This window comes from Aeromonas sp. Y293-4, assembly GCF_027705905.1.
In the GTDB taxonomy this organism is placed as follows: Bacteria; Pseudomonadota; Gammaproteobacteria; order Enterobacterales; family Aeromonadaceae; genus Aeromonas; species Aeromonas veronii.
In genome coordinates, this window is record NZ_JAPDCI010000003.1 from 227682 (window position 1) to 252778 (window position 25097).

General features: G+C 60.0%; 25 protein-coding genes. 5 read left to right on the plus strand and 20 right to left on the minus strand.

The window, feature by feature from the left end:
- Nucleotides 1–29 precede the first annotated feature (29 nt).
- Together earP and OKC31_RS04995 are read right to left on the minus strand one after the other, a co-directional pair.
- On the minus strand, nucleotides 30–1226 hold the full coding sequence (gene earP / locus OKC31_RS04990) for an elongation factor P maturation arginine rhamnosyltransferase EarP (RefSeq protein WP_270656414.1): 1197 nt from the start codon (nucleotides 1224–1226) through the stop codon (nucleotides 30–32).
- 96 nt (nucleotides 1227–1322) lie between these two features.
- The gene (locus OKC31_RS04995; protein WP_005348017.1) at nucleotides 1323–2366 is read right to left on the minus strand and encodes a GMP reductase; all 1044 of its coding nucleotides are present in this window, start codon (nucleotides 2364–2366) and stop codon (nucleotides 1323–1325) included.
- A 381-nt stretch (nucleotides 2367–2747) separates the two neighbouring features.
- Here OKC31_RS04995 and rloA3 point away from each other — a divergent pair, with 381 nt between their 5' ends.
- Nucleotides 2748–3242 carry a retropepsin-like aspartic peptidase RloA3 gene (rloA3, locus tag OKC31_RS05000; protein ID WP_270656416.1) on the plus strand — a complete coding sequence of 165 codons (495 nt, stop codon included), beginning with the start codon at nucleotides 2748–2750 and terminating at the stop codon, nucleotides 3240–3242.
- A gap of 31 nt (nucleotides 3243–3273) precedes the next feature.
- Here the strand turns inward: rloA3 and OKC31_RS05005 are convergent, their stop codons facing one another.
- From OKC31_RS05005 to OKC31_RS05035, 7 genes are all read right to left on the minus strand, one after another.
- Complete coding sequence (locus tag OKC31_RS05005; RefSeq protein ID WP_270656418.1) at nucleotides 3274–4710, minus strand: ATP-binding protein; 1437 nt, start codon at nucleotides 4708–4710, stop codon at nucleotides 3274–3276.
- Nucleotides 4707–5393 (minus strand): response regulator, encoded by a 687-nt coding sequence (locus OKC31_RS05010; RefSeq protein WP_270656420.1) that lies wholly within the window; start codon nucleotides 5391–5393, stop codon nucleotides 4707–4709. The genes OKC31_RS05005 and OKC31_RS05010 overlap by 4 nt, the downstream gene beginning before the upstream one ends.
- 130 nt (nucleotides 5394–5523) lie before the next feature.
- Nucleotides 5524–6156, minus strand: coding sequence for a tetratricopeptide repeat protein (locus OKC31_RS05015; RefSeq protein ID WP_407707116.1), 633 nt, complete (start codon nucleotides 6154–6156; stop codon nucleotides 5524–5526).
- A gap of 1 nt (nucleotide 6157) precedes the next feature.
- Nucleotides 6158–7027 (minus strand): SDR family oxidoreductase, encoded by an 870-nt coding sequence (locus OKC31_RS05020; RefSeq protein WP_270656422.1) that lies wholly within the window; start codon nucleotides 7025–7027, stop codon nucleotides 6158–6160.
- A 33-nt stretch (nucleotides 7028–7060) separates the two neighbouring features.
- The gene (locus OKC31_RS05025) at nucleotides 7061–7714 is read right to left on the minus strand and encodes a TenA family transcriptional regulator (protein WP_270656424.1); all 654 of its coding nucleotides are present in this window, start codon (nucleotides 7712–7714) and stop codon (nucleotides 7061–7063) included.
- Entirely contained in the window at nucleotides 7711–9177 is a 1467-nt protein-coding gene (locus OKC31_RS05030; RefSeq protein WP_270656425.1) for an AMP-dependent synthetase/ligase, read from the minus strand. Before OKC31_RS05030 ends, OKC31_RS05025 begins: the two co-directional genes overlap by 4 nt.
- Entirely contained in the window at nucleotides 9174–9848 is a 675-nt protein-coding gene (locus tag OKC31_RS05035) for a thermostable hemolysin (protein WP_270656428.1), read from the minus strand. Before OKC31_RS05035 ends, OKC31_RS05030 begins: the two co-directional genes overlap by 4 nt.
- A gap of 144 nt (nucleotides 9849–9992) precedes the next feature.
- On the opposite strand from OKC31_RS05035, the gene OKC31_RS05040 reads away from it, so the two are divergent.
- Complete coding sequence (locus OKC31_RS05040; RefSeq protein WP_236376116.1) at nucleotides 9993–10640, plus strand: class I SAM-dependent methyltransferase; 648 nt, start codon at nucleotides 9993–9995, stop codon at nucleotides 10638–10640.
- 39 nt (nucleotides 10641–10679) lie between these two features.
- On the opposite strand, the gene OKC31_RS05045 is transcribed toward OKC31_RS05040, so the two are convergent.
- The gene (locus OKC31_RS05045) at nucleotides 10680–12068 is read right to left on the minus strand and encodes an NAD(P)/FAD-dependent oxidoreductase (protein WP_247823295.1); all 1389 of its coding nucleotides are present in this window, start codon (nucleotides 12066–12068) and stop codon (nucleotides 10680–10682) included.
- 28 nt (nucleotides 12069–12096) lie between these two features.
- A complete protein-coding gene (locus OKC31_RS05050; RefSeq protein WP_247823294.1) occupies nucleotides 12097–13020 on the minus strand; it encodes an ABC transporter six-transmembrane domain-containing protein in 924 nt (307 codons plus the stop codon).
- A gap of 107 nt (nucleotides 13021–13127) precedes the next feature.
- Between OKC31_RS05050 and OKC31_RS05055 the strand changes: the two genes are divergently transcribed.
- The 3 genes from OKC31_RS05055 to OKC31_RS05065 all read left to right on the plus strand — a co-directional run bounded on the left by OKC31_RS05055 (nucleotide 13128) and on the right by OKC31_RS05065 (nucleotide 15895).
- Complete coding sequence (locus OKC31_RS05055; RefSeq protein ID WP_247823293.1) at nucleotides 13128–13721, plus strand: TetR/AcrR family transcriptional regulator; 594 nt, start codon at nucleotides 13128–13130, stop codon at nucleotides 13719–13721.
- 106 nt (nucleotides 13722–13827) lie between these two features.
- Nucleotides 13828–15054 carry a winged helix-turn-helix domain-containing protein gene (locus OKC31_RS05060; RefSeq protein ID WP_270656429.1) on the plus strand — a complete coding sequence of 409 codons (1227 nt, stop codon included), beginning with the start codon at nucleotides 13828–13830 and terminating at the stop codon, nucleotides 15052–15054.
- Between the two features lie 91 nt (nucleotides 15055–15145).
- On the plus strand, nucleotides 15146–15895 hold the full coding sequence (locus OKC31_RS05065; protein WP_247824205.1) for a substrate-binding periplasmic protein: 750 nt from the start codon (nucleotides 15146–15148) through the stop codon (nucleotides 15893–15895).
- Between the two features lie 89 nt (nucleotides 15896–15984).
- Here OKC31_RS05065 and OKC31_RS05070 read toward each other — a convergent pair whose 3' ends face one another.
- From OKC31_RS05070 to OKC31_RS05110, 9 genes are all read right to left on the minus strand, one after another.
- Entirely contained in the window at nucleotides 15985–17109 is a 1125-nt protein-coding gene (locus tag OKC31_RS05070; protein WP_270656431.1) for a M20 family metallopeptidase, read from the minus strand.
- 25 nt (nucleotides 17110–17134) lie between these two features.
- Nucleotides 17135–17602: a YjiG family protein gene (locus OKC31_RS05075; protein ID WP_005335063.1), complete on the minus strand. Its 468-nt coding sequence runs from the start codon at nucleotides 17600–17602 to the stop codon at nucleotides 17135–17137.
- Nucleotides 17599–18327: a nucleoside recognition domain-containing protein gene (locus OKC31_RS05080; protein WP_005335061.1), complete on the minus strand. Its 729-nt coding sequence runs from the start codon at nucleotides 18325–18327 to the stop codon at nucleotides 17599–17601. Before OKC31_RS05080 ends, OKC31_RS05075 begins: the two co-directional genes overlap by 4 nt.
- A 252-nt stretch (nucleotides 18328–18579) precedes the next feature.
- Entirely contained in the window at nucleotides 18580–18936 is a 357-nt protein-coding gene (gene frdD / locus OKC31_RS05085) for a fumarate reductase subunit FrdD (RefSeq protein WP_005335059.1), read from the minus strand.
- Between the two features lie 10 nt (nucleotides 18937–18946).
- Entirely contained in the window at nucleotides 18947–19345 is a 399-nt protein-coding gene (locus OKC31_RS05090; protein ID WP_005335058.1) for a hypothetical protein, read from the minus strand.
- Between the two features lie 16 nt (nucleotides 19346–19361).
- Complete coding sequence (locus OKC31_RS05095) at nucleotides 19362–20096, minus strand: succinate dehydrogenase/fumarate reductase iron-sulfur subunit (RefSeq protein ID WP_005335057.1); 735 nt, start codon at nucleotides 20094–20096, stop codon at nucleotides 19362–19364.
- A complete protein-coding gene (gene frdA / locus OKC31_RS05100; protein ID WP_270656434.1) occupies nucleotides 20089–21873 on the minus strand; it encodes a fumarate reductase (quinol) flavoprotein subunit in 1785 nt (594 codons plus the stop codon). Before frdA ends, OKC31_RS05095 begins: the two co-directional genes overlap by 8 nt.
- 509 nt (nucleotides 21874–22382) lie before the next feature.
- The gene (locus OKC31_RS05105) at nucleotides 22383–24260 is read right to left on the minus strand and encodes a methyl-accepting chemotaxis protein (RefSeq protein WP_270656435.1); all 1878 of its coding nucleotides are present in this window, start codon (nucleotides 24258–24260) and stop codon (nucleotides 22383–22385) included.
- A 153-nt stretch (nucleotides 24261–24413) separates the two neighbouring features.
- Nucleotides 24414–25097 (minus strand): glycerophosphodiester phosphodiesterase, encoded by a 684-nt coding sequence (locus tag OKC31_RS05110; RefSeq protein ID WP_270656437.1) that lies wholly within the window; start codon nucleotides 25095–25097, stop codon nucleotides 24414–24416.

Consider the following 25097-nt stretch of genomic DNA (forward strand, 5'->3'; position numbering starts at 1 on the left):
CGTGAAACGGACGGATAAAAACTGCCAGATTATATACGGCTTTCTAAAAATTTCACCAACCGTGTGACGAGATCCCCATCCCGGAGCAACTTCTGTGACCAGCTTCGCCCATGTTGCTGCCAAATGGCGCTATATCGGGGCCATTGGGCCCAAAGTTCGCCGCAATCTTCGCCACGGTTGAGAGCCAGATTAACGCGGCGCAGCCATTGGCAGCACTCGGCGGGTAGATCGGATAAGTAGTGGTCAAGGAACTGCTCCAGCTTGACCAGATGGGCTTCCTCCTCCTGTTGGTAGATATGCCAGAGGAAAGGACGAGCGGCCCACTGGGCCCGCACGAAGGAGTCCTCCCCACGCACCAGATTGAGATCGCAGCTCCAGAGCAGTCGATCGTAACCGGCCTGATCGGTCATCGGCAGCAGCTTGATAGTGAGGTTGCCCGAGTGGAGCAGATCCCCCGCTTTGGCTGCAGGGATGGCATCAGTCAGACCGGCACCGGTGAGCACATCGTTGAGAGAGCGCCCCAGCGGCAGCAGCAGGGTGACGGGCGTGGCGCTCTGGCACCAGCTCTCGACCAGACTTTTCAGCGCATCGCTCTCGTAGGTAAAGAGGCTGACCCGCAGCTCGTTCTCTTGTTTTGGCTGCAAACCAAGGCTGGCCCAGTAGGCTGCCAGTCCCGCATCATCTTGCTGCCACTGTTCCCGCTCGGCGATGAGGTCGTGCTCGCACAAAAGGCCGCCGGTTTTAGCGGTAAAGCCCGGGAAGAAGAAGTATTTGTTGAGGCTCTGGTTGCCCACCCGCTGGGGCGAGGCGAGGCCGTGGCAATCCTCGACCCAGCTCTCTGCCGAGAGGTACTCCAGATTGATCCAGTATGGGGGGCTGGGTTGGCTCGCCATCAGCTCTATGAAGGGGGCGGGCAGCTCGCAGGCAAAGGCCTCGATCACCACCCTGGCCGGGGTCATGTCGCTCGGCAGGGTCTCATGCCAGTGCTGGATATAGATGCCATCGACCCACTGGCCATCCTGCGCCGGGTCGAGCCCCGGACAGATGCGGGCAAAACTGGCCAGATCGTCCACCCAGAGCCGCACCTGAACCTCATCGCTAGGTGCCGCAATATTCCCCTCCCGTTTTAGCTGGCGGGCGAGTCGCCAGGTGACGCCGATGTCGCCGAAGTTGTCGACGACGCAGCAGAAGATGTCCCAGTCAAACGGGGGCAGGGGAGTGGTCATGGCTCGGGATCCCAGATGCAAAAAAACCGGTGCGCAGGGTAGCACACCGGTTGACTGGCTTCTAACCGTCAGCGTGTGACGGCGGTCTGTGGCAGGTTACTCCTTGCCGTAGACGTTGTTCTCTTGCTCGCGAACCCGGATAAAGGTGGTGCGTTTGGTCAGCTCTTTCAGCTGGCTGGCGCCTACGTAGGTACAGGTGGAGCGCACGCCGCCCAGAATGTCGCGCACGGCGTTCTCGACCGGGCCGCGGTAGGGCAGCAGTACGGTTTTACCCTCGGAGGCACGGTACTCGGCGACGCCGCCGGCGTGCTTGTCCATGGCGCTGGAGGAGCTCATGCCGTAGAACTTCATGAAAGGCTCACCGTCTACATCGACGATCTCGCCACCGCACTCCTCGTGGGCTGCCAGCATGCCGCCCAGCATCACGAAGTCGGCGCCGCCGCCGAACGCTTTGGCGACGTCGCCCGGGCAGGTGCAACCGCCGTCACCGACGATCTGGCCGCCGAGACCGTGTGCCGCATCGGCACACTCGATGATGGCGGAGAGTTGCGGGTAGCCGACGCCAGTCTTGACGCGAGTGGTACAGACCGAGCCCGGGCCGATGCCAACCTTGACGATGTCGGCGCCGGAGAGGATCAGCTCTTCGACCATCTCGCCGGTCACCACGTTGCCTGCCAGAATGACATGGTTGGGGCAGGCTTCACGAATTTTGCGCACGAACTCGACGAAGTGTTCGGAGTAGCCGTTGGCCACGTCGACACAGATGAAACGCAGCGCTTCGGACATGGCGAGGATTTGGCGGGTCTTGGCGAAATCTTCAGCCGAGGTGCCGGTGGAGACCATCACATGGCCCAGCAGCGCCGGATCGGTCTCGTTGACGAAAGCTTGCCACTGCTCAAGGCTGTAGTGCTTGTGTACCGCGGTCATCATCTCGAAACCGGCCAGCGTGCGCGCCATGGCGAAGCTGCCGACGGTATCCATGTTGGCGGCGATAACGGGTACGCCTTGCCATTGGGTCTGAGTGTGTTTGAAGGTGAACTGACGGGTCAGGCTTACTTGGGAACGGCTCTTGAGAGTAGAGCGCTTGGGGCGGAACAGGACATCCTTGAAACCGAGCTTCAAGTCTTCTTCGATACGCATTACAAATTCCTTATTGAGCCTTGTTGAAAGTCACTTTTGCAGTGGCAAATTTTCGGCAGGCGCAAAAAAACCGGTGGTTTTCAGGCCCTCCGGTTTACAACAGTGTAGGCAAAAATCCCTTCAGAACAAGACTGATAATTTGTAAATCCTTGTGGTAGCCTTTGGCGTCACAACCTGAGGTTAACCACCAGTTTCATCCAGCACCGTTCGGTGCGTTGCTCTCCTTCGATATTCCCGCTCGCTTGGGCCGCCGTTCGGCCACTCTTTGTCGTCTCTCTCCTGACCTGCCAGATATTATCCAAGTAGCTGAAATAAATCGGATTGACCCACAATAGGACTGTGGTAGATCTGGGCGCAGGATTGACAAGGCAGGGCAGTAAAATGGGCAAGATGATGGTGGGGATCACCCTGATGCTGGCACTGTGTGGCAGTGTGCTGGCAGAGACCTCGACCAGCTATGGCTGGGTTGAGAAGGGGCTCATCATGCCGATCGGTGTGGCGGTGAAGATGAAACTCGATACCGGTGCGCTCACCTCCTCTCTTGATGCGCGCTCCCTCGTCCACTTCAAACGGGATGGCAAACCCTGGGTGCGCTTCATGCTGGATGTGACCGACGCCGACAGCGGTGAGCGAGTCAAGCAGCAGTTCGAGCGTCCGGTGGAGCAAAGCGTGACCATCCGCGGCGCCGGGGGCATCGAGCAGCGGCCGACCGTCACCATGTCCATCTGTCTGGGGGACAAGGTGTACGAGGAGTGGTTCACCCTGCGGGATCGCAGCGACATGATCTATCCGATGCTGCTTGGCCGTCGCCTGCTGGCGGATCTCGGCCCGGTGGATGCCGGTCGAACCTTTACCGTGCAGCCAAATTGTCATTGATAGCAAACAGCCCGCATCGCGGGCTCTTTACTTATCTTGCCGGCGGCAGCGGGAGCAGCACACTCACCTCCAGCCCCCCTTCCGGCCTGTTGTGGACATCGAGGTCGGCACCGTGCAACTGGGCGATGCGCGAAACAATGGCCATGCCGAGACCCACGCCATCCCCCTGCTGGGGATTGACCCGAAAGAAGCGTTCATACAGCCGGGGCAAGGCGCTGGCGGGAATGCCGGGGCCGTTGTCACTTACATCCACCCTCACTCGGTTGCCCTCTCGCTGAACCCGCACCCTGATCTCGCCCTCCGGCTGGGTGTAGCGCAGCGCATTGTCGATCAGGTTGCTGAACAGCAGTTCGAGCAGGGTGGCCTGCCCCATCACCAGCTGCGGCAATTCACACTCCAGCGACAGTTGCTGATCCTTCTTGAGCGCTATGGGAGCAAGCGTTGCCAGGGTGCCTTGCAGCAGGTGGCCCACCTCCAGCTCGGTCAATACCAGCCCCTGTTGGTTGTCGATACGAGCCTGGGTCAGCAGTTGGCGGATCAGCCGATCGCTGCGGTCGAGGGCCTGCAGCATCTTGTGCAGGGATTGCTGGCGGCTCACTTCATCTTCGGCAGCCAGGGCATTTTCACTGTGGATCCGCAGCACCGCCAGCGGGGTGCGCAGCTCGTGGGCCGCCTCGTTGGTAAACTGTTTCTCCCGCTCTATGGTCTCCGCCAGCGCCTGCATCAGCCGGTTGATCTCGTTGGTGAGGGGGGTCAGCTCCTGAGCGCTTATCTTGAGGCTGAGCGGGCTCAGGTTGGCGGGGTGACGTTCACTGATGGCCTGGGCCAGCTGACGCAGGGGGGCCAGCCCGCGGGTGATGAGCCACCAGAGCAGGGCCAGCAGGAAGGGCAGGGTGATCAGCAGCGGCAGCATGGTGAGGGTGGCCATCTTGCTGGCCAGTTCGCTGCGCTCGTCGTCCCGCTCGGCCACCACCAGCCAGGTCTGCTCCTGCTGGTTGTAGAGAGTGAAGGTGCGCCACTGGTGATTATCTTTTTCGACCGTGTCGAAGCCGATGGCCAGGGTGACCAGCGGCTGATCCGGGGCGCTGGGGGCGCGCAGCAGCAAGCCGCCCTTTTCATCGAGCAGCTGGAAGTAGAGATTGCGTTCGAACTCGTGGCCGTAGGGGGTGATCTCCCGATCCTCGCCGGTCAGGTTGAGACTGGGGTCTTTTTGCCACTCATCGGGATTTTGCGCCTCCCACTCCTGATAGACGGTGCCGTTGGCGGGCAGTTGCCCCTGCTGGGCCATGTAGCGAGCAAGCAGCTGATTGGTGATGCGGGCCGACTGGGCGAGGCGGGCATCAAACAGCTCCTCCATTTCGTGGCTCGCCTCCATGTAGCCGATAAAGGCGCTGATGGTAAGACTCAGGCTCACCAGCGTCAGGATACCGGTGAGCAGAAAGCGGCGAATGGAGCGGGGACGTTTCATCGTGCGGGTGTCCGGCTTGGCTGTTCGAGCTGGGGAATGATGTAGCCGACCCCGCGAATATTGCGGATGAGGTCGCTGTAGAACTTCTTGCGCAGATGGTGGATATGCACCTCTACCGCGTTGCTCTCGGCCCCTTCATCCCAGCCGTAGAGGCTCTGTTGCAGCTGATCCTTGCTCAGCACCCGGCCGCTCTGGCTGATCAGCTCCTGCAGCAACTTGTATTCATGGGGGGTGAGTTTGACCGCTTCCCCCTTATAGGTGACCTGCTGGGATTCGGGATAGATGAGGATGTCGCCATACTCCAGTACCGCCTGAGCCTGCCCCTTGCTGCGGCGAACCAGGGCGCGCAGGCGGGCGTTGAGCTCCTGCAGGGCGAAGGGCTTGACCATGTAGTCGTCGGAGCCGGCATCGAGGCCGACCACCCGATCGTCCAGCGCATCGCGGGCGGTGAGGATCAGCACCGGCAGCTGGTGGCCATCTCGCCGCAACTTGCGCAGCAGGCTGAGGCCATCGATGTCGGGCAGATTGAGATCGAGGATCAGGGCGGCGAAATCGTCGCTCTTGAGGGCTGCCAGAGCGGGCAACCCCTGTTGCAGCCAGTCCACCGTGTAGCCGCTATGGCGCAGTGCATCCTGCATACCATCCCCCAGCATCACATCATCTTCCACCAGCAGGATCCGCATTCTTTTCTCCCTGTTTGTTGGGTGTGGCGATCTGGCTCAGCGCCAGGGCGTGCCGTGGCATAAACAACCCTGCCCACCAGTATGCAAGCTGGTGGGCAGAGTTTAAATAGTTCTTTGATCCATCAGGGTTTTATAGCTTGGCCAGCCGATCGCGGATCTCCATTCTGCGCCCTTCGTCGGCCACTTCGCGACCCGGGCGAGCCGGGGCGGCCAGCGCCTTGTCGAGGTAGGTTTTGGCCTCGGCCTTGCGACCCTGATCCAGCAGGAAGTCGCCATAGAAGAAGTTGGGGTCGATGCCATCGGGATTGATGGCCAGCGCCTGCTTGAGCAGCTGTTCTGCCTTTTCGTCATCGCCAAAGCCGACTGGCCAGCCGGGCACCTGATAGTAGAGGGAGCCCAGACTGGTGTAAGCGGAGCCGTCTAGCGCCTTGGGATCCTGTTTGAGTGCCAGCTCCAGCTTGGCCTTGGCCTCTTTCACCAGACCCAGTGCCCCCAGCCCCCCTTTGGCCCCCGCCCAGGTGCTCTTGACGATGGCAGACCAGATCAGCAGATCGGCGCGAAAAGGCTCCTTGGCGCTGGCCGCTTCGGCCTGGGTGCTCAGGGTTTCGAGGCAGCTCTCTTTCGCCTTGCCGCTCTGTTGATACTGGCAGACGGCCCACTGTTGCTGGATGGGGACGAGGGCATCATCCGCGGCCATGACTGAGGTGGATCCCAGCAGGATGGCGATGGCACAAGAGGTCACTGATTGATGGAAAAAGTTCATATTAATGCTCCTTCTTGGTCGGGATCGGGCGGGACAAGTCTGGTTGTGGCGCACTGTTTGCGCTGGCATCTGCCGTCCCTGGCTGAAGATGACGGGCATAACGTTTGATGATCGGCAGCTGTCTGGCCAGCGCCTTGTCGACGATGCCGGGCAGCAGGGCATTGAGCTGCACGAACAGTTTTTCCGGCCAGCCGAGCCAGCTGCGGCGGGTTTCGTTGCACAGGGCGATGACCGCCTCTTCGGCCACTTCCTGCGGGCTGTCGGTCTGGGTGCCGAGCGCTGCATTCATCTCGTAAGCGGCCTCGGAGTTGAGCTTGGTGCGGGTGGCGCGGGGGGCAAAGTGCAGCACCTTGATGCCGCTCCCCTCCAGCTCTCGTCCCAGCGCTTCGCTAAAGCCGCGCAGGGCAAATTTGCTGGCGCAGTAGACGCTGTAACCGGGGTAGCCGATGCTGCCCAGGCTCGAGCCCATGTTCATGATGATCCCCGGCTTGCGCATGGTTGGCAGCAGGGCACGGGTGAGCTGGATGGGCGCCTCGATATTGAGCAGCAGCTGGCGCTCCACCTGTTCGAAGCTCTGATCTTCCAGCCAGGCAAACTGGTTGCAGCCAGCGTTGTTGATCAGGATGTCGATCCCGTCCTCCAGCGTAGGGTGTTGCAACAGCTTGGCCCGCTCCTGCGCAGAGCCGAGGTCGGCGAGCACTACCTGATGGCGCTCGGGGTGGGGCAGTGACTTGCACAGCCGCTCCAGTGCCGGGCCGCGACGTCCGTGCAGCAGCAGGTGGGCCCCCTGGGCGGCCAGCTCCTGCGCCAGCTCTTCACCTATACCACCGCTGGCGCCGGTGAGCAGCACGAGTTTCCCTTCAAGGTTCATGGTATGGATTCCCTTTTGCTGTCTGCTGCCGACTTACGGTGTGGCGGTGAGGTTGTAGAGCATCTCGCCATAGAGGCGATAAACCACCTTGGCCCCGTGGATGATGGCGGCTTGATCCGCCGGACTCTCGACCCGATCCATCAAGGATTCAAAGAATTTGAGGTGCTCCTGATCCAGGGCGCCGTGGGAGCTCAGGTAGCTCATCGCCTGGGGTGGCAGGCCGAGACCCTTTTTCAGCTGGTCGGCGACGGTGAGGGCGATGGCGACGCTGGTGCCTTCCAGCACCTGCACCATGCCGAAGAAGCCCATGGGGTTGCCGCGCTGGATCTGGTCGTAGAGGAAGGCGACCATCAGCTCGATGGGCTGCCCGGGCTGGCCGTGGCGCACCGCCTCGGCATCACCGCCACAGGCGCGGATATCGCTTAAGATCCACTCCTGATGGCCATACTCCTCGTCGATGTATTCGGCAATGGCCCCGCGCACCCACTCGTACTCCTGACCCAGCTTGCCGCCGGTTGCCATCAGGAGCGGAACTGTGTGGCGCACGTGGTAGTAAGCCTGCGCCAGAAAGGCGAGATAGGTGTCACGGCTGATATCGCCACGGCGACAGGCTTCGATAATGGGGGCGTTGAACAGATGCTCACGCTCACTGGCAGTGGCTTGTTGCAGAGTCTGGTAGAAGCTCATGACGATTCTCCTGTAAGGCATTGGCTGATTTGCCGGGAAAAGTGTTGGTAAATCTCGTTGCGACGGGGGCGCCCGTTGGCGGTCAGCAGTCCGGGATGTTGATCCAGTGCCACCGGCAACCAGTGGTGCAGCTGGGCGTAATCGGGCAGCCGCTGGTTCAGACCTGCGATCTGGCGGGGCAGATCCGCCTCTTTGCCCGGCAGGGGCTGGATCAGCGCCACGTTGGCGGGCTGACCATCGCCAAACACCACGATGCGGGCGATGGCAGGGCAGAGCTGGGCCTCGGCTTCCACCCACTCTGGCGAGAAGTTGCGGCCAAAGGCGGTTATCTGGACATTCTTCTTGCGCCCGGTGATATGGAGGTAGCCTTCTTCATCGAGGTGGCCCAGATCGCCGGTGGCGATCTGTTCGGGAGTTGGTGCGTTGCTGCCGAGATACCCCAGCATGGCACTGCCGCTCACCATAATTTCGCCGTCGCTGGCGATGGTGACCTGACAGTGGGGCAGGGGGCGGCCGACGCTGCCGTGCTTGTCAGCATCCAGGCTGTTGAGCGCCACCACGGAGCCACACTCCGAGAGGCCATAACCTTCATATACCGGCAGTCCGAGCTGACGGGCGTGTTTGATCAGGTCGGGGGCCACCTTGCCGCCACCGACGGCAATAAAGCGCAGGCTCTTGAGCTGCTGAGCCAGCGTCGGTGTGCTGGTGCAGAGCGCCAGCAGCAGGCGCAGCAGTTCGGGCACCAGCACCAGACTGTGGGTCGGCCAGCGCAGCAGGGCTTCCCCCAGCATGGCTGGATTGAGCGAACTGGATCCGGTGAAACCGAGCTCCCCGAGGGACGGAATGCGGCTGCAGGCGCCGGTCAGCAGCGGCACATAGAGGCCGGTGATGTTCTCAAGCAGGGTGGCCAGCGGCAGCAGGGTCAGGTGTTTTTCCACCTTGGCTGGCGCGACTCGCTTGGCCAGCGCATGGCTCACCGCCATCATCTGGGTCAGTGACAGGCAGACGCCCTTGGGCTGGCCCGTGGTGCCGGAGGTGTAGGTGATCTTGGCGGTGCCCTTGGGCAGCGCCGGTCGATTGGCCGGGGTATGGCGCCAGAGCGGCAGCTCGCCGGTGATCAGCGAGAGCGGCTCGGCGGCCTGCCACCCCTGATGATATGGGCCCACCAGCGCATCGGCGCCACTGCTCTCCAGCAACCAGGCCTGCTGGGCCTGACTGAAGAAGTGGGGCACCGGAATGACCACGATACCGGCGCGGGTGCAGGCGAGATCCAGCAGCGCCCAGGGCAGGCCGTTGTCCAGTTGCAGCGCCAGACGGCTGATGTCGAGCTGTTGCAGCTGGCTGGCCAGACGCTGGATCTGTTGCCACAGGGTCTGGTAATCGAGACGCTGCTGGCTGCTCAGCAGCGCAGGGGATTGCGGATTCTCGCGGGCATGTTTGGCGATGGCGTCGAACAGGCTCATTGGGCGCACCTTTTTTGATGGGTCTGGTTATCACTGCTCTTGCTGGTCTCGTCAAACAGGGTCGGCATGGGGGCCAGCAGATTGAGCAGCAGGCTGCGCTGGGCCAGCACCTCGCGCCCCTGATTGATGTCGCCCACCATCACCTTGGGTTGGCAACGGTAGTACTCACCCCAGGCGTCGGCATCGGCCCCCACCTGATGGGCCTGTGCGGGGGCCAGCTCTACCGGGTTGAGTTGCAGGCGGGCAAAGCTGTTGCGCAGCTTGGCGGTGCCGGTAAAGACCACGTAGTCGAGGGCGTTTTCACACAGCAGACGACACAGGGCCGCGAACATCAGGCGGGCATTGCCCGGTTCGCTGCAGGCCAGATTGCCCACTTCGATAATGCGGTTGCGTACCGGATAGACCCCGAGGCGGGTATTGATGGCGGCCTCGATGGGTTGCTCCAGATACTGTTCCAGATAGAGAGGCCCCTCACTGGCATGATTGAGACCACAGGCACCGACCAGCGTCCCGTCCGCCCGATATAGCCCCAGCAGGCAGGGGAGAAAATGGGGGATGCGGGCGTTGAACTCGAGGGTGTAGGCGGCCTGGATATAGGCTTGCAGCGCCATGACCTGCTGCGGGGACTTGGCTAGCAGCAATCGGTAGGGGGCCTGGATCTCGATGGTCATGGGTGACTCCTTCTCTTGCGATGGTTTGAGAGTAAAAGGGCAAACTTAAGAAACCCTTAAGGAGCAAAAAAAGTTGTCAGCGAGGCAGCGGGCAGGCAATCTGCGCCGCTGTTATCCAACAGGAAGCCCCCAAGAGGAACCGCCATGTCATCCACCGTCCGCTGCCCCCTGTGTGCCAGCCATCGCAGTTATCCCCTGCCGGTGGCGGGCAAGCGCTATCATCGCTGCTTCGCGTGCGAGCTAGTCTGGCTGGATGAGGCGGATCATCTGGATGAGGCGGCGGAGAAGGCGGTCTATGACGGTCACGACAATCGGGTGGATGATCCCCGTTATCGCACTTTTTTGATGCGGGCTTTTGGCGAAGTGCTGGCGCGGGTGCCGCTACCTGCCAGTGGTCTCGATTTTGGCTGTGGCCCGGGCCCGGCGCTGGTGGCGATGGGGCGTGAGGCGGGTTACCAGATGGTGGGGTATGACAAGTTCTACGCCGATTTTCCAGAGTTGCTGATGTGTCAGTATGACTTCATCACCAGTACCGAGGTGATCGAGCATATCGCCGAGCCGCGCGCGGTGCTGGCCCAGTTGTGGGATTGCCTCAAGCCAGGCGGCCTGCTGGTGCTGCAGACCCAGCGGGTGCTCAGTGACGAGCGGTTTAAAAACTGGCGCTATCGCCACGACCCGACCCACATCGTCTTCTTTGCCGAGGCATCGTTTCAGGTGTTGGCCGCCAGCTGGCAGGCCGAGCTCAGCTTCCCCCACGCCGATGTGGCGGTATTGCAAAAAGGCACGCCCTGAGGCGTGCCTTCGTCTGTTACTCGTCGGGTTCGCCCGGCGCTACTCCTTGTAGCCCTTGTCCTGCCACTGGTAGTACATCAGGGCAGATTTGACGCCGATTGACTTGAACGGCTCTGGTGGCAGCCACATCGGCAGACTCTGCTCCGCGTGGTTGAACCAGGGGTGCTCCTTGCCTTGATAGAGGCTGGCCACGATGTCGCCAAACAGGAAGGAGAGGTTGATGCCGTGGCCATTGTAGCCGAGGGCGTAGTAGATGTTCTTGTGATCCCCCATTACCCCCACTGCTTCGGTGCTGTCACCGGTCATGCCGAGTACCCCGTCCCACACCTGCTCAAATTTGATCCCCTTGAGGGCCGGATAGAGGGTCACCAGCTCGGTCATCATCATCTCGCTGACCCGGTTAAGATCGCCTTTGTAGTTGAGGCCGTCGTTGAAGACGTACTCGGCATTGCCGCCACCGATGACGATGCGGTTATCCGGGGTCAATACCAGATGGAACAGGATGTTGCGGGTGTCGTAGTAGGGCACCCGACTCTGCCACTGGATGGCGGCCAGCTGTTTTTTGGTGAGCGGCTCGGTCACGGCGCTCTGGGCGTGCACCGGAAAGACCCGGCCGCTGAAGTAGCCAAGCTTGGAGGTGTAGCCGTTGGTTGCCAGCACTATGCTGTCGGCGGTCACCTTGTACTTGTCGGCCACATTGAGCTCGATCTGCTTGCCCTCCTTGATCCCCATTACCGGGCTCTGCTCGTAGATGGCGACGCCCGCCTGCTCCACCGCCTTGCGCAGGGCATTGACCAGTTTCATGGCGTGTACCTGACCGCCATTGGGGTCGTAGACCGCCCCCACGTAGCGATCGGTGCCGAGTTTTTCCTCTGTGGTATCGGCGTTCCAGTACTGGAGCGGGATACCGAGGCGATTGGCGGTTTTCACATAGTCGCGGTACTCGGCGATATCCTCCTCATCGAGGATCGCCTCCACATAGCCATCGAGCTTGAGGTCGGCCTCGACGCCGGTTGAGGCGACCAGCGCCTGCAGCTTGCGCATGCTGGCGACGGTGAGATCGTAGTGGCGCTTGCTCGCTTCCCCCTCTTCGTAGAGGTCCATCACCTCGGAGCCCGGCAATACCATGCCGCCGTTGCGGCCCGAGGCACCGCTGCCCACCTGCTTGGCTTCGAAGATGGCGATCTTGAGCGACGGATTGGCCTTGGCCAGATGCCAGGCGCTGGAGAGGCCGCTGTAGCCGCCACCTATGATGGCGATATCCACCTTCATGTCTTGTGCCAGCGGGGCGCTCTCCTCTGCCGGTTTCTCTTTGAACCAGTAGCTGGTGTTGGGCTCAAAGTCGCTCATCTTGGGGCCGCAGGCGGCGAGGAAAAAACAGCTGATGCACATGGTCAACGCTCGTTGGCAAAGGGTGGTCGGATTCATCTTCTACTCCGGTTACAGATACAAAATATCAAATCATTTCATCGGGTTGGGCGGTGTTGACCCGGCGGCCTATGTCTCGCAGCCGGGCCAGCTGATCGGCAAGACCGGGCCCCTCATCCAGGCTGGTGACAAAGTTCCAGAGGTAGGTCATCACAGCATAGACATGGCCTGCCGAGACCTGGGGCTGAGCCATCAGCATGGTGATGGCCAGCAGGAACAGCAGGGAGGCGCTGATGCCGACCGCCAGAAAAGCGAGCGCCTCCCGATCCGAAATCCGGATGCGGATCCAGGCCAGCGTGCGGTAGTGGCGGGCGAGGCTGGCTGACTGGGCATGAGTGACCAGCTTGACCTCGTGTTCCAGCCGATCGTTGAGCCGCTCGTGCAGCCGCTGGTTCTTGCGCGAAAAGCCGGGCAGCAGCAGGCCGAACAGCAGCAATATCCCCATGCAGGCGATGCCGACCCAGAACTCGATCACCATCAGCATCACAGCCGCCCCGACGATGGAGATCAGGCTGGTGGCCAGGATCGGGATATGTTTCTCGAAGAAGTCGACAAACTCCCGCGCCAGGGTGACCCGCGCCACTATGGTGGATTGCCCCTCCCGCTGCTGGCGCTGGGTCAGGATCACCGGCACCGCCAGTGCCGCATAGATATGGGTAAAGGTGCGGGTATCTACCGCCCGGCGCAGGGCGCCGATCAGCCAGAACAGCAGCACGATGAGGGCGTAGCTTGAAGCCTGCAGCCACTGGCCCTTGACGATGGCGTCGATGGCAAAGCCGGCGAACAGGGGATAGACCACCAGCAGGATGTTTTCGAGGGCCACCAGCGAGAAGGTGCCCGCCAGCTTGAGAGGATTGGCCCGCGCAATCGCCCCCAGCGAACGACCGGCCGAGTGTGGCAACGGCGTGGCCTGCTCGTCGCAACTGGCTGCCGAAGTGGTTGGTGTTGTCATGGGTTATCTCCTAAGATGTCGGAAACGCTAAGTTTGAGCGAGTGCTCAAAGTTTGTTTGAGCGACTGCTCAAAGTCAAGCAGATCGATTGATATCGCAGGAGGTCAGATGGCACGCCCATCAGCAGAACAGCGCAAAGAGATGATCATCGAGGCCGTACTGGCCCTGTTTCGAGAGAAGGGGATGGCGGCATCGTCAACCCGTGATATTGCCGAGCGCACCGGTCTGGCGCGCAGCCACGTCTACCACTACTTCAAGGATTGGAAAGAGCTCTGTCTCTGCGCCGTGGAGCGCTTCACCAGTCATGAGATAGCCGAGCAGCGGGAGTGGCTGTTGCCGCTGCCGGCCCGCGAAGCGTTGCCGCTCTTTGTGCGAGACAACCTGCCGACCAGTCAGGATGCCTCCTGGGCCATCTATCTGGATGCCTGGAACGAGTCACTGCGCGACCCTGTGTTTGCCGAGAGCTACCGCAAAATCATTCTGGCGTGGCGCGAGGTGCTGGAGCAGATCCTGCAAAAGGGGATCGACAGCGGCGAGTTTGTGGCGGGCGATGCCAAGCGACTGGCGCGTCAGATCACCTCCCTCATCAACGGCTATGCCGATGACCTCATTCTGGAGCCGACCCCCGAGACGGTAGAGGCCACTTATCAAGAGATCATGCTGGTGGTCAATCAGCTGGTCTTGCCCCCGGCCCACTCATAGCGGCGCTGGCACACAGGGAGGGGAGGCATGCCCGCATGGGACCTCCCCCGGTTTTGTTGGCCATCCGCCGGGCGCGCGATGGTCAGATACCAGGGAGCGGTTGTTGATGTCGATTACCCATTTGTCACTGCAAGATGCCCGTCATCTGCAACTGGCGGCGCAAGGGCTGCTCGCCCCCTGTCGCAGCAAGGCGACCCCGGCTGATCTGCTGGCCACCATTCGCCGCATGGCGCTGCTGCAGATCGATACCATCTCGGTGGTGGCGCGCAGCCCCTATCTGGTGCTCTTTAGCCGGCTTGGCCAGTATGAACCGCGTTGGTTGGAGCAGCTGCTGGCTGACGGCGAGATCTTCGAATATTGGGCCCACGAGGCCTGCTTTGTGCCCCGCGAGGATTACCGATTGCTGCGCCACCGGATGCTCGACCCTGCCGCCATGGGCTGGAAGTTTTCGGCCAACTGGCTTGCCACCCATCAGCAGGATATTGGCCAGCTTATCGAGCGTATTCGCCAGCATGGCCCGGTCCGGGCGGCCGATTTTGAGCGCAAAGAGGGGAAGAGCAATGGCTGGTGGGACTGGAAACCGGAGAAGCGCCATCTGGAGGTATTGTTTACCACCGGTCAGCTGATGGTGCGGGAGCGGCGCAACTTTCAGCGTGTCTATGACCTGGCCGAACGGGTCATCCCCGATTGGAGCGACCAGCGGGATCTGCCGAGCGTTGAGCAGGCGCAGCGGGATATGGTGCGCGCCAGCTGCCGGGCGCTGGGGCTGGTCAAAACTGGCTGGGTTGCGGACTACTACCGGCTGCGGCGCGGCAAATATGACGCCTTGCTCCATCAACTGGCGGACGAGGGTGAACTGTTGCCGGTACGAGTGGAGGGGGGGCAGCACGGCGCCTTTGTGCACGCCTCGCTGGCCGATGAGCTGGCAAGGGCACAGGCGGGCACCCTCAAGGCAACCCATACCACCGCCTTGTCGCCGTTTGACCCGCTGGTGTGGGATCGCAAGCGAGCCAAGGATCTGTTCAACTTCGACTATCGCATCGAGTGTTATACCCCGTCCCCCAAGCGCCAATACGGTTACTTCGTGTTGCCCTTGCTCCATCGTGGCAAGCTGGTGGGCAGGATGGATGCCAAGGCCCATCGCCAGCAGGGGATCTTCGAGATCAAGAGCCTCTATCTGGAAGCTGGTGTGAGAGTGACCCGCACGCTTGCACAGGATCTGGCGAAAGCCCTGCAAAAGTTGGCTGACTGGCACCAGACGCCGCAGCTTCGTTATGGTGCCATTCCGGCCAATTTGCTGGCGTTGTGGCATGAAAGCGCCCCTGCAAAGTGAGCAAAATCCCTTCTGGGCTAAGCTGCAAGAGGGATCAACAGTCCGGGAGCGGGAGATGAAACGAGTGGCAACATGGTGGGCGGGATTGGCGATGGCCATCTTGTCCCCCGCGCTATGGGGGCAAGAGCCACCAGTGAAGATCTGTCTGGGGGAGGGCAACGAGTGGGCCCCCTTTACCTACTGGGAGCGCAAGGACGGTGTGCCCGATACCAGCCGCCTGACCGGTTCGGCGACGACGCTGGTGCTCGATGCATTGCAACAGAGCGGGCTCTCGCACCAGATCCGCTATCTGCCCTGGGCGCGGGTGCAGCAGGAGCTGGCGGATTATCGCCAGAATGGTCTGTGCGAGCTGACCTGGGATGCCAGCTACAAGCCGGAGCGGGCCGAGTTTGCCTTCTACAGTGTTCCCCTCTACTACACCCACCTCGGTTTCTTCTATCTCAAGCGCCGCTACCCCGAACCGCCGGATCTGCAGACGGTCAATCGTTCCCGGGTGTGCGGGGTGATTGGCTACAACTACACCCCCTACGGGCTTGCGCAGGAGCCACGCCGGGTCAAACAGTTGCAGCAGGCGCTCGATATGCTGGAGCGGGATCGCTGCGACTTTCTGCCGAGCGAAATCGAACCTATGGTGGCAGGCATCAGCCTTGGCATCTACCGCAGCGAGAGCGGGTTGCTCAATCTCGCCCTGCCCAGCCGCAAGGGATTCTATCTGCTGGTGAGCAAGGGCTCCCCCCGCGGTCACCAGCTGGTGAACATCCTCAATCAGTCGCTGGTGGCATTTCAGGAAGGGGGGCATACGGATGAGGTGATGCGCCGCTTCTTGCCGCCGATGGAGTAATAGCGAAGGGTTGCTGTCATTCAGGGGGAGCAGATAAACAGAGGGCCAGCCGGTGCAAACCGGCTGGCCCTTTTTTACGTGAGAGGCTGTCAGGCCGCCAGACGGGTCAGTACCTTCACCAGCAACTCGATGCGCGGGGCAATGCTGGCCAGATCCAGATACTCCTCGTCACTGTGGAAACCGGCCCCGATGGGGCCCAGGCCATCCAGAGTGGGGATGCCGAGGGCGGCGGTCAGGTTGGCATCAGAGCCGCCCCCCACCTCCTGCCAGCTGATCGGCAGCCCCAGTTCGGCGCCACACTCCTCCACCAGCTGCATCAGTGCCTGGGTGCCCTCTGACGGCACCATGGCCGGTTTGTGGGCCTCGCGGGTCAGCTGGATGGTGACGCCGTTCAGATGCGGCCGCTCGGCCAGGGTCAGCAGATGATCGTTGATCTGGTGGTACTCCTGATTGTCCCAGAAACGGACATCCACCACGGCGCTGGCATGGGCTGGCACTATGTTGGCGCCGTTGCCCCCCTCGACAATGCCGATGTTGAGGGTGGTGCCGCTATCGAAGTTGGTCAGGGCGTTGATGGACAGGATCCAGTGGCCCAGCTCGGTGATGGCGCTGCGCCCCTTCTTCGGTTCGTTGCCCGCGTGAGCCGCCTTGCCAGTGAAATCGATGCGATAACGGGCCATCCCCTTGCGCGCCTTGACCAGCGAGCCATCGGCGCGGGCCGCTTCGGCCACCAGCACCTGTTTTGCCTCTTTGGCCACCGTTGCCAGCCAGTCGCTGGAGTGCAGGGAGCCGATCTCCTCATCCGGGTTCATGCAGACGCAGATGCTCAGGCGATCGCGCACCTCGCGGGGCAGTTCACGCAGGGCATAGACGATGTTGAGCAGGCCGGATTTCATGTCGGAGACGCCGGGGCCGTAAGCGCGCTCACCATCTACGCTCATCGGGCGGGCGGCGGCGGTGCCGAGGGGGAAGACGGTATCCATATGGCCGATCAGCATTACATCGATCTGCGCCGCTTCGGGCTGGTTGCGGATCTCCAGCCCCACCCCCGCGGCTCCACAGTCGACCCGCTTGATCTGCCAGCCGCCCATCGCCTCATATTTTGCGGCCATCAGGTCGGCCACTGCCGCAATGCCCGGCTGGTGCAGGGATCCGCAATCCAGATTGATCAGCGGGGCCAGTTCGGTCAGGTATTGATCCAGAGAAAAAGTCATTGCTTGCTCCACTATCAGGTTCGGGTCAGAGAAGGATGTTCATCACCAACATGGCGCCGAAGGCGTTGAGTACCGAGATGGCGACCATGATGGGGATGTAACGCCCTTCGGTACCGATGCAGCCGAGGATGCGGCCCATGTACTGCACCTGGGATCCCATCAGGTAGATGGCTGGCGCCAGAATGGCGATGTGGGTGCCGTTGAGGATCCCCTGATCGAACAGGGTGATGACCACACCGACTGCACCGCCCATCGACATCCAGGCGCCGATCAGCACGGCTGCCGCCTCACCGGGCAACCCGAAGATGGCCATGACGGGGGAGAAAATGGCGCCCATGGCATCCAGCGCGCCGGTGATCTGCAGCGCCTTGATGATGACGAAGGCCATCAGTACGTTGGGTACGGTGGAGGTGGTGGCGATGACCCAGCCCTTCTTGGCCCCTTCGACGAAGATATCGGTGACGATGGGTTTCTTGATGTTGGCCTGGCTCATTTGGCTTGCTCCTGAGTGTTGAGGGTCTGCTGGGTGTTGTTATCGGTCTGCTTGCCTTCGCTCATATTGAGGTAGACCCGGAACAGGTTGGCCCCGACAAATTTGAAGGCGAACATCACGATGACAGCCAGACCGATGGAGGAGCTGACCGCCGGGCTACCATCTGCCAGTGTCAGGGTGAACAGCACGGCGCCGGAGGAGAAGAAGTTGACGATGGTGGCACCAGCGGAGAACTGGAACATGGTGAATACGTCGGTTTCACGCTTGGTGATGAGCCCTTCATCCTTGAGCTGACGGGTCATGGCGGCACCGGCATCGGTACTCTGCAGGGAGGCAATAAGGGCGAGGCCGGTGTTGCCCGGGATCCCCATCAGCGGGCGCAGCAGCGGGGTCAGCAACTTGCGGGCCGCTTCCAGCGCGCCGTAGTGTTCCAGCACATTGATCATGCCGAGGGCGAACATCACGGTGGGGATCAGGGTCAGGGCGAACAGAAAGCCGTCTCTCGCCCCGTTGCCCCCCTTGCCGCGCATGTCGGTCATGGCGGTCTTGATGCCGTCACCATTCTCGCTGACGCTCTGGACCATGGTGCCGAACGAGCCGTTCAGCGTGGTGAAATCGAATACCCCGTACCACTCGCCGGATTGCAACAGTCCGGAGAAGAAGACCACGGCGAAGGCCAGTGCCAGGTAACTGCCTATGCTCACCGAGCGTGTTTTGTCTGTCATTAGCTAGCTCCATATGAATAATTATTTAATCTGAATAATTATAATTGATATAGATGTCACTAAATTGATGGTGGTCAAAATGGTTTGCTACAAATGACGAATGTATTGGGGTTATGTGACTATGATCGCCATATGCTTGGACGATAATCTGGTTTTTATCGAATTGTTTGAGTGAATAAAAAGCAGGGGCGGGATAGCGGGGCAATAAAAAACCGGGCACGAGGCCCGGTTTGGTCAATCAGTCAGATGTGATTACTGGAGTACCAGTACCATCAGCAGGCCGACACTAATGGCAGATACCAGGAAGGCAAAGCCATAGAACACATAGTGGTGCAGCTTGGTGGTGTGGATCCCCAGATCGTGCAGACCGTGGTAGATACGGTGCATGCCGTGCCAGACTGGCAGGGCGATGATCACCAGCAGGATGCAGGCACCCCACCAGGAGCTGGCGAACGCGTGCACGCGGTCATAGCTCATGGTTTCCACGTCCATGATGCCCATGGGCACCAGCAGACCGGTGATGAGGACAATGACCGGCAGCAGCATGGCAACGACCATGCCACCCGCACCAAACAGACCCCAGTAAATTGGTTCGTCAGAACGTCTCATTGTTTTCTCCTCAGGCCACGATGATCAGGACAAGCAGGGACACCACCGCCAGCGCCACATACTGGGCGAGAACGATCGGCTTCTCCGGTACCAGGTCTTCACCACGGAAGATACGCATGGCTTTCGGCGCCAGGGCGAACCAGGTTTTGGCATGGAACAGGCACGCCGCCAGAGCGACGACATGGAACAGGATGGCGATCGGGCTTTGCAGAGATTCCAGCCAGCCGTTGAACGCTTCCTGACCCTGAACCAGGCGCATCAGGCCCCACATCAGCACAACGGCGTAGATGGAGACGAAGATACTGGTGCCTTCACGGATCATGTAACCGGTGTAGAAGGCGTTCTTCAGCCACCAGTCTTTCTTCATTTCGCGGACGTAAGGTTTACGTTTGCTATCAGTGTTGTTCATGGTCTCAATCCTGCTCTCAATCTGGCTTGAACATGGCGATCATGTAGTCCTTGGCGCTTTCGACCTTGCCAAGCTGGATGGCCGCCGCCGGATCGACGCCCTTCGGGCACACTTCGGAGCAGTAGCCCACGAAGGTACAGCCCCAGACGCCTTCGTCCTGGCTGATGATGCGCATACGCTCTTTGGCGCCGGCATCACGGTTGTCGACGTTGTAGCGATAGGCCAGAGCCAGTGCCGCCGGACCGGTGAACTTCTTGTTGATGCCGTACTGCGGGCAGGCCGCGTAGCAGAGACCACAGTTGATGCACTGGGAGAACTGCTTGTACTGCGCCATCTGGGCCGGAGTCTGGATGTACTCGCCATCACACAGGCTGCGCGGCTCGCTCGGGATGATGTAGGGCTTGATGCTCTCCAGCTTCTCGATGAAGTCGGACATGTCGACCACCAGATCGCGCTCGATCGGGAAGTTGTTGAGCGGCTCGACGGTCATCTTGCCCGGCAGATAGTCGCGCAGGAACGCCTTGCAACCCAGCTTGGGCACACCGTTGACCATCATGCCGCAAGAGCCGCAGATCGCCATCCGGCAGGACCAGCGGAAGCTCAGGGTAGAGTCCAGGTGATCCTTGATGTACTGCAGGGCGTCCAGCAGAGACATCTCTCTCTGGTATGGCACCTGGAAGGTTTGCATCCAGGGCTCGTTATCCTGTTCCGGACGGTAGCGCAGGATCTCAATTTCAATCATCTCAGCCATTCTTCTTAGCCTCGTCTTGTTTCTCACCCTCGGAGCCGTACACGCGTTTTGCCGGCTGGGACTTAGTGATCTTCACATCGGAGTAATCGATGGAGGGCGTTTCGCCATTTTTGTAGAACGAGAGCGTGTGCTTGAGGAAGTTCACGTCATCGCGCTCTTCGTAACCATCCAGACGCTGGTGGGAACCGCGGGACTCTTTACGATTGATGGCGGAGTGCGCCATGGCTTCAGCCACGTCCAGCATGTAACCCAGTTCGATGGCGTACAGCAGATCGGTGTTGAAGACAGAGGACTTGTCGTTGATCTTGACCTTTTTGTAACGGGCTTTCAGCTCGTTGATCTTGTCGATGGTGCCCTGCATCAGCTCTTCGGTACGGTAGATACCGACGCCGGCTTCCATGGACATGCCCAGCTCGTTGCGGATATCGGCCGGGTTTTCGGTACCGTCTACGTCCATCAGGGAGAGGTGCTGCTTGATGAGCGCCTCGGCCTTGGCGGCCAGGGCTTCGGTATTGCCATGCTTCTGAGTCTTGGCAAATTCACCGGCCTGTTCACCAGCCAGCTTGCCGAATACCACGATCTCGGACAGGGAGTTGGAACCCAGACGGTTGGCACCGTGCAGACCGACGGAGGCACATTCGCCCGCGGCGTAGAGGCCGGGCAGACGGGTGGCACACTTGTTGTCTGTCTCGATACCACCCATGGTGTAGTGGGCAGTTGGACGTACCGGGATAGGCTCTTTGGCCGGATCCACGTTGACGTAGGCTTTGGCCAGTTCGCAGATGAACGGCAGACGCTCTTTCAGGTACTTCTCGCCAAGGTGACGCAGGTCGAGGTGAACCACATCGCCCATCGGGCCCTGAATGACGCGGCCTTTCTGCTGCTCTTGCCAGAATGCCTGGGAAACGCGGTCGCGCGGACCCAGCTCCATGTATTTGCTCTTCGGCTGGCCGATCGGCGTTTCCGGGCCCAAGCCGTAGTCTTGCAGGTAGCGGTAGCCATCCTTGTTCAGCAGGACGCCACCCTCACCACGACAACCTTCGGTCATCAGGATGCCGGTGCCCGGCAGACCGGTCGGGTGATACTGGACGAACTCCATATCACGCAGCGGTACGCCGTGACGGTAGGCCAGTGCCATGCCGTCGCCGGTGACGATGCCACCGTTGGTGTTGTAGCGATAGACACGGCCAGCGCCGCCGGTTGCCACGATCACGGATTTGGCCTGGATGAAGCGGGTGATACCGTTCTGGATGTCGAAGGTCAGTACGCCCTGGACACGGTCGTCGTCCACGATCAGATCAAGGCAGAAATGCTCGTCGAAGCGCTTGATGCTCGGGTATTTGACGGAGGTCTGGAACAGGGTGTGCAGAATATGGAAACCGGACTTGTCTGCGGCGAACCAGGTACGCGGAACCTTCATGCCACCAAACGGACGCACGTTGGCTTTACCATCCGGCTTGCGGCTCCATGGGCAACCCCAGTGCTCCAGCTGGATCATCTCTTTGGTTGCGTTGTTGACGAAGTATTCCACTACGTCCTGCTCGCACAGCCAGTCACCACCGGAGACGGTGTCGTTGAAGTGGTTTTCGAGGGAGTCGTCATCACGGACGACACCGGCGGCGCCGCCTTCGGCAGCAACCGTGTGGCTGCGCATCGGGTAAACCTTGGAAATCAGGGCGATGTCCAGGTCTGGCTGTGATTCGGCTATAGCGATAGCGGCGCGTAAGCCGGTACCGCCAGCACCGATGATGGCCACATCGGTCTTGATAATATCCACATCTGCCTCCTTAGGGATAGATTTGCTGGGCACGATTTTGCTCTATGAAAAAAATTCAGGCTTGATGCAAGTCAAACTGCTAGGTTTTATTCCCTTTTTATTGGTTATTTTTCTATAAAACACCCAAATCCCTGGATGAAAATGTCGTTATTATCGTCATTTTTTGGTGTTACTGAGCAGTTGAACACCTAGCTACGAGTACTTTAACTTCTGGATTGTACGTAGTTTTCTTTCAATAAAATGCGAATCACCTCTCTTTTTAGGTACTCGCGAAAAAAATTTTAAGTTTTTTATTGTAATTTTTTAATGAGAATTATTGGCATTCATCCATTCGGATAGAAATAAGTAATCCGAAGTGCGGAGGTGACCACGGCGGTGATCTGATGATTCCAGACGAATTACAAGGATTTCAAGGCGGGGTATTTGGCTGGTAATGTGAGATTACCCACTGAAAATTAAGCGCTATTTAGAAAAATAAAAGGGGCCTGAACGGCCCCTTTTGCTCATGCTCAAATGCGGAACATGCCGACCTGATTGCTCAGTTCACCCGAAATATTTTTAAGTTGTTCAGAGAGATGGCGTGAGCTGTCCGCATCTACCGCCAGTTCATCCGAGACATCTTTCACTGCCTGAATGTTGCGACTTACTTCGTCGGTGACGGCCCGCTGCTCTTCAGCCGCGCTGGAGATCTGGGTCGCCATGTCGGAGATCTGGTTGATCGAGGTGGTGATCTGCTCCAGCGCATGGGTGGCGTTGTTGGCGTCATCCACGCTGTTCTGGGCCAGCAGCTGGCCTTCGTGCATGGTGCTTACTGCCCCCTGGGTATTGCGTTGCAGGGTTTCGATCATATTGCGGATCTCGACGGTGGAGCTGTGGGTACGCTGTGACAGGACGCGCACCTCGTCGGCTACCACTGCAAAGCCGCGGCCCTGTTCACCGGCACGTGCCGCTTCAATGGCGGCGTTGAGTGCCAGCAGGTTGGTCTGCTCGGCGATGCCCTGAATGGTGGAGAGGATGGTGTTGATCTCCTGAGCGTTTTTCTCCAGCTCCTGAATGATGTTGGAGGCCTGTTCCACCTGGGTGGCCAGATCGGTGATGGAGCGCTGGTTGCGGGCGATCACCTGCTTGCCATGCTCGCAGCTGCTGGAGGAGCTGCGGGCCGCTTCGGCGGTCTGCTCGGCGTTGCTGGCAACCTCGACCGCGGTGGCCGACATCTCGTGTACCGCAGTGGCGATCTGGGAGATCTCGTTTTGCTGGCGTGCCAGCCCCTGATTGGCCTTCTCCGCCATGCTGTGGGAGGACTTGGCCTGCTGGTTGAGTTGGCCGGAGGAGTTGGAGATATCCTGCACCATCACATGGATCCGCTCGATGAAGGTGTTGACGTGTTTGGCAACCGCGCCTACTTCATCCTCACGTTCAATCTTGATCCGGCGGGTCAGATCGCCATTGCCACGGGAGAGATCGGCAATCGCTTCGCCCAAGGTTTTCAGAGGGGCCAGCGAGCCGTTGATGGCGACATAGGAGAAGCCTGCCACGATCAGTATGGTGATAAGCCCCTGAATGAGGGAGGAGGTAACCATGCGGCGTACCGACTGGTAGGCGGTCTCCTCATCCACCATCATGCCGTAATACCAGTTGGTATTGGGGATTGCGTTGAAGTCAAATACCTCTTTCTTGCCACTGATTACCAGCTCGTGGATTGCGCCGTCATGGGCGATCTGGTTGATATAGGAAGCAGTCAATTCAGGGGCCAGGGCGGTGGCAGATTTGAGACTCAACGAGGCATCAGGGTGGGCGATGATGGTGCCATTACTGTCTACCAAAATGGCGTAGGTGCCCTCGGTGGTGACGGCCAGAATATCCGAGATGAGGGCGCTTATGGATACGTCACCGGCGATGACTCCCTGAGTGTTGCCGCGCTGGAACGGCTCGGCAATGGTGACAATCAGTTGTCCGGTAGAGATATCCGCATAAGGGGCAGTGATGACCAGTTTGCCAGCTGCCATTGCATCCTTGTACCAGGGGCGTTGACGGGGGTCATAACCGGCAGGGAGGTTGGTGGGCTTGCTCTGGATCATCTTGCCATCGGCAGTACCGGCATAGACCAGGTCGAATCCACCTGCATTCATGGATTGGGCCAGATGGCTGATGGGTTCATCCTCTTTGGTGAAAGCCTCCTTGGTGGTGCTGACGATGGCGATACGGGAGTCAACCCAGCGGGAGATCCCCTTGACGTTGGCCATGGAGCTTTCGTCGATGATATTCCAGACCAGTCGCTGGGTCTCGCTGCGCAGTTGCGAGGTGTTGTACCAGACCTGTATCCCGGTGATCACCAGAATGATGACCCCGATAGCCAGGACCAGCTTGTTTTTAATCGATAAGTTCATAGTTACATCCTTGTGAGCGTCAGTCTGAGTGTGTGGAAACTGGTTATTGTTATGTGCCTGTTCTTATCGGCTGAAGTTGAACTCTTTGTATCCCGGTCAGCTATTTAAAGTTAGTGCCTAAATCAGTGGTTATCCATGTGCGTATCCCCCCCCTCACTGCGCCAGAAAACGATCTGGTCGATTGGTGAAGATTCCATCGACCCCCATGCTAGAGAGCGTTTCATAATCTTCTGGATAATCAACGGTATAAACCAGAACTTTGAGCCCCCGGCGATGGGCATCATCGACCAGCGCGGCGTCGATGAAATCAACATCGCAATTGATGGACCAGGCCCCCAGCTCGTCGGCAAACTGCGCCAGGTTGAGCGGCAGGTTAGCGGTCAGGGCACCGAGCCGGATATCGGGCCGCAAGGCGGCAAATCGGGCCAGCTCCGGGTGATGGAAGGAAGAAACCACCCACTGCCCGGGAGTAAAGCCCAGCTCGGCCTCTGCCCGTCGGGTCAGGGCTGCCACCGCATCGGCGGTATGGGCGCCCTTGAGCTCGATATGCAGCTCGCAGCGTCCGTCGATGATCTCCATCACCTGCCACAGGGTCGGGATCACCTCTCCCTCACCGGCATCGAGCTGCTCCAGATAGGAGCGGGATTGCTCGGTCAGCACCCCCTTGCCATTGGTGCAGCGCTCCAGCCGACGGTCGTGGAAGACCCACAACTCGCCATCGGCCGCCTGCACGTCGATCTCGATGGCTGATGCTCCCAGCTCCAGCGCTTGTGCCATCGCCTTTAGGGTGTTCTCCGGTGCCAGACCGCTGGCGCCACGATGGGCAATAATCTGCAT

Bases quoted from the DNA above. Each gene is read 5' to 3' on its own strand.
- earP (WP_270656414.1), bottom strand. From the start codon at position 1,226: ATGACCACTCCCCTGCCCCCGTTTGACTGGGACATCTTCTGCTGCGTC.
- OKC31_RS04995 (WP_005348017.1), bottom strand. From the start codon at position 2,366: ATGCGTATCGAAGAAGACTTGAAGCTCGGTTTCAAGGATGTCCTGTTC.
- rloA3 (WP_270656416.1), top strand. From the start codon at position 2,748: ATGGGCAAGATGATGGTGGGGATCACCCTGATGCTGGCACTGTGTGGC.
- OKC31_RS05005 (WP_270656418.1), bottom strand. From the start codon at position 4,710: ATGAAACGTCCCCGCTCCATTCGCCGCTTTCTGCTCACCGGTATCCTG.
- OKC31_RS05010 (WP_270656420.1), bottom strand. From the start codon at position 5,393: ATGCGGATCCTGCTGGTGGAAGATGATGTGATGCTGGGGGATGGTATG.
- OKC31_RS05015 (WP_407707116.1), bottom strand. From the start codon at position 6,156: ATGAACTTTTTCCATCAATCAGTGACCTCTTGTGCCATCGCCATCCTG.
- OKC31_RS05020 (WP_270656422.1), bottom strand. From the start codon at position 7,027: ATGAACCTTGAAGGGAAACTCGTGCTGCTCACCGGCGCCAGCGGTGGT.
- OKC31_RS05025 (WP_270656424.1), bottom strand. From the start codon at position 7,714: ATGAGCTTCTACCAGACTCTGCAACAAGCCACTGCCAGTGAGCGTGAG.
- OKC31_RS05030 (WP_270656425.1), bottom strand. From the start codon at position 9,177: ATGAGCCTGTTCGACGCCATCGCCAAACATGCCCGCGAGAATCCGCAA.
- OKC31_RS05035 (WP_270656428.1), bottom strand. From the start codon at position 9,848: ATGACCATCGAGATCCAGGCCCCCTACCGATTGCTGCTAGCCAAGTCC.
- OKC31_RS05040 (WP_236376116.1), top strand. From the start codon at position 9,993: ATGTCATCCACCGTCCGCTGCCCCCTGTGTGCCAGCCATCGCAGTTAT.
- OKC31_RS05045 (WP_247823295.1), bottom strand. From the start codon at position 12,068: ATGAATCCGACCACCCTTTGCCAACGAGCGTTGACCATGTGCATCAGC.
- OKC31_RS05050 (WP_247823294.1), bottom strand. From the start codon at position 13,020: ATGACAACACCAACCACTTCGGCAGCCAGTTGCGACGAGCAGGCCACG.
- OKC31_RS05055 (WP_247823293.1), top strand. From the start codon at position 13,128: ATGGCACGCCCATCAGCAGAACAGCGCAAAGAGATGATCATCGAGGCC.
- OKC31_RS05060 (WP_270656429.1), top strand. From the start codon at position 13,828: ATGTCGATTACCCATTTGTCACTGCAAGATGCCCGTCATCTGCAACTG.
- OKC31_RS05065 (WP_247824205.1), top strand. From the start codon at position 15,146: ATGGCCATCTTGTCCCCCGCGCTATGGGGGCAAGAGCCACCAGTGAAG.
- OKC31_RS05070 (WP_270656431.1), bottom strand. From the start codon at position 17,109: ATGACTTTTTCTCTGGATCAATACCTGACCGAACTGGCCCCGCTGATC.
- OKC31_RS05075 (WP_005335063.1), bottom strand. From the start codon at position 17,602: ATGAGCCAGGCCAACATCAAGAAACCCATCGTCACCGATATCTTCGTC.
- OKC31_RS05080 (WP_005335061.1), bottom strand. From the start codon at position 18,327: ATGACAGACAAAACACGCTCGGTGAGCATAGGCAGTTACCTGGCACTG.
- frdD (WP_005335059.1), bottom strand. From the start codon at position 18,936: ATGAGACGTTCTGACGAACCAATTTACTGGGGTCTGTTTGGTGCGGGT.
- OKC31_RS05090 (WP_005335058.1), bottom strand. From the start codon at position 19,345: ATGAACAACACTGATAGCAAACGTAAACCTTACGTCCGCGAAATGAAG.
- OKC31_RS05095 (WP_005335057.1), bottom strand. From the start codon at position 20,096: ATGGCTGAGATGATTGAAATTGAGATCCTGCGCTACCGTCCGGAACAG.
- OKC31_RS05105 (WP_270656435.1), bottom strand. From the start codon at position 24,260: ATGAACTTATCGATTAAAAACAAGCTGGTCCTGGCTATCGGGGTCATC.
- OKC31_RS05110 (WP_270656437.1), bottom strand. From the start codon at position 25,097: ATGCAGATTATTGCCCATCGTGGCGCCAGCGGTCTGGCACCGGAGAAC.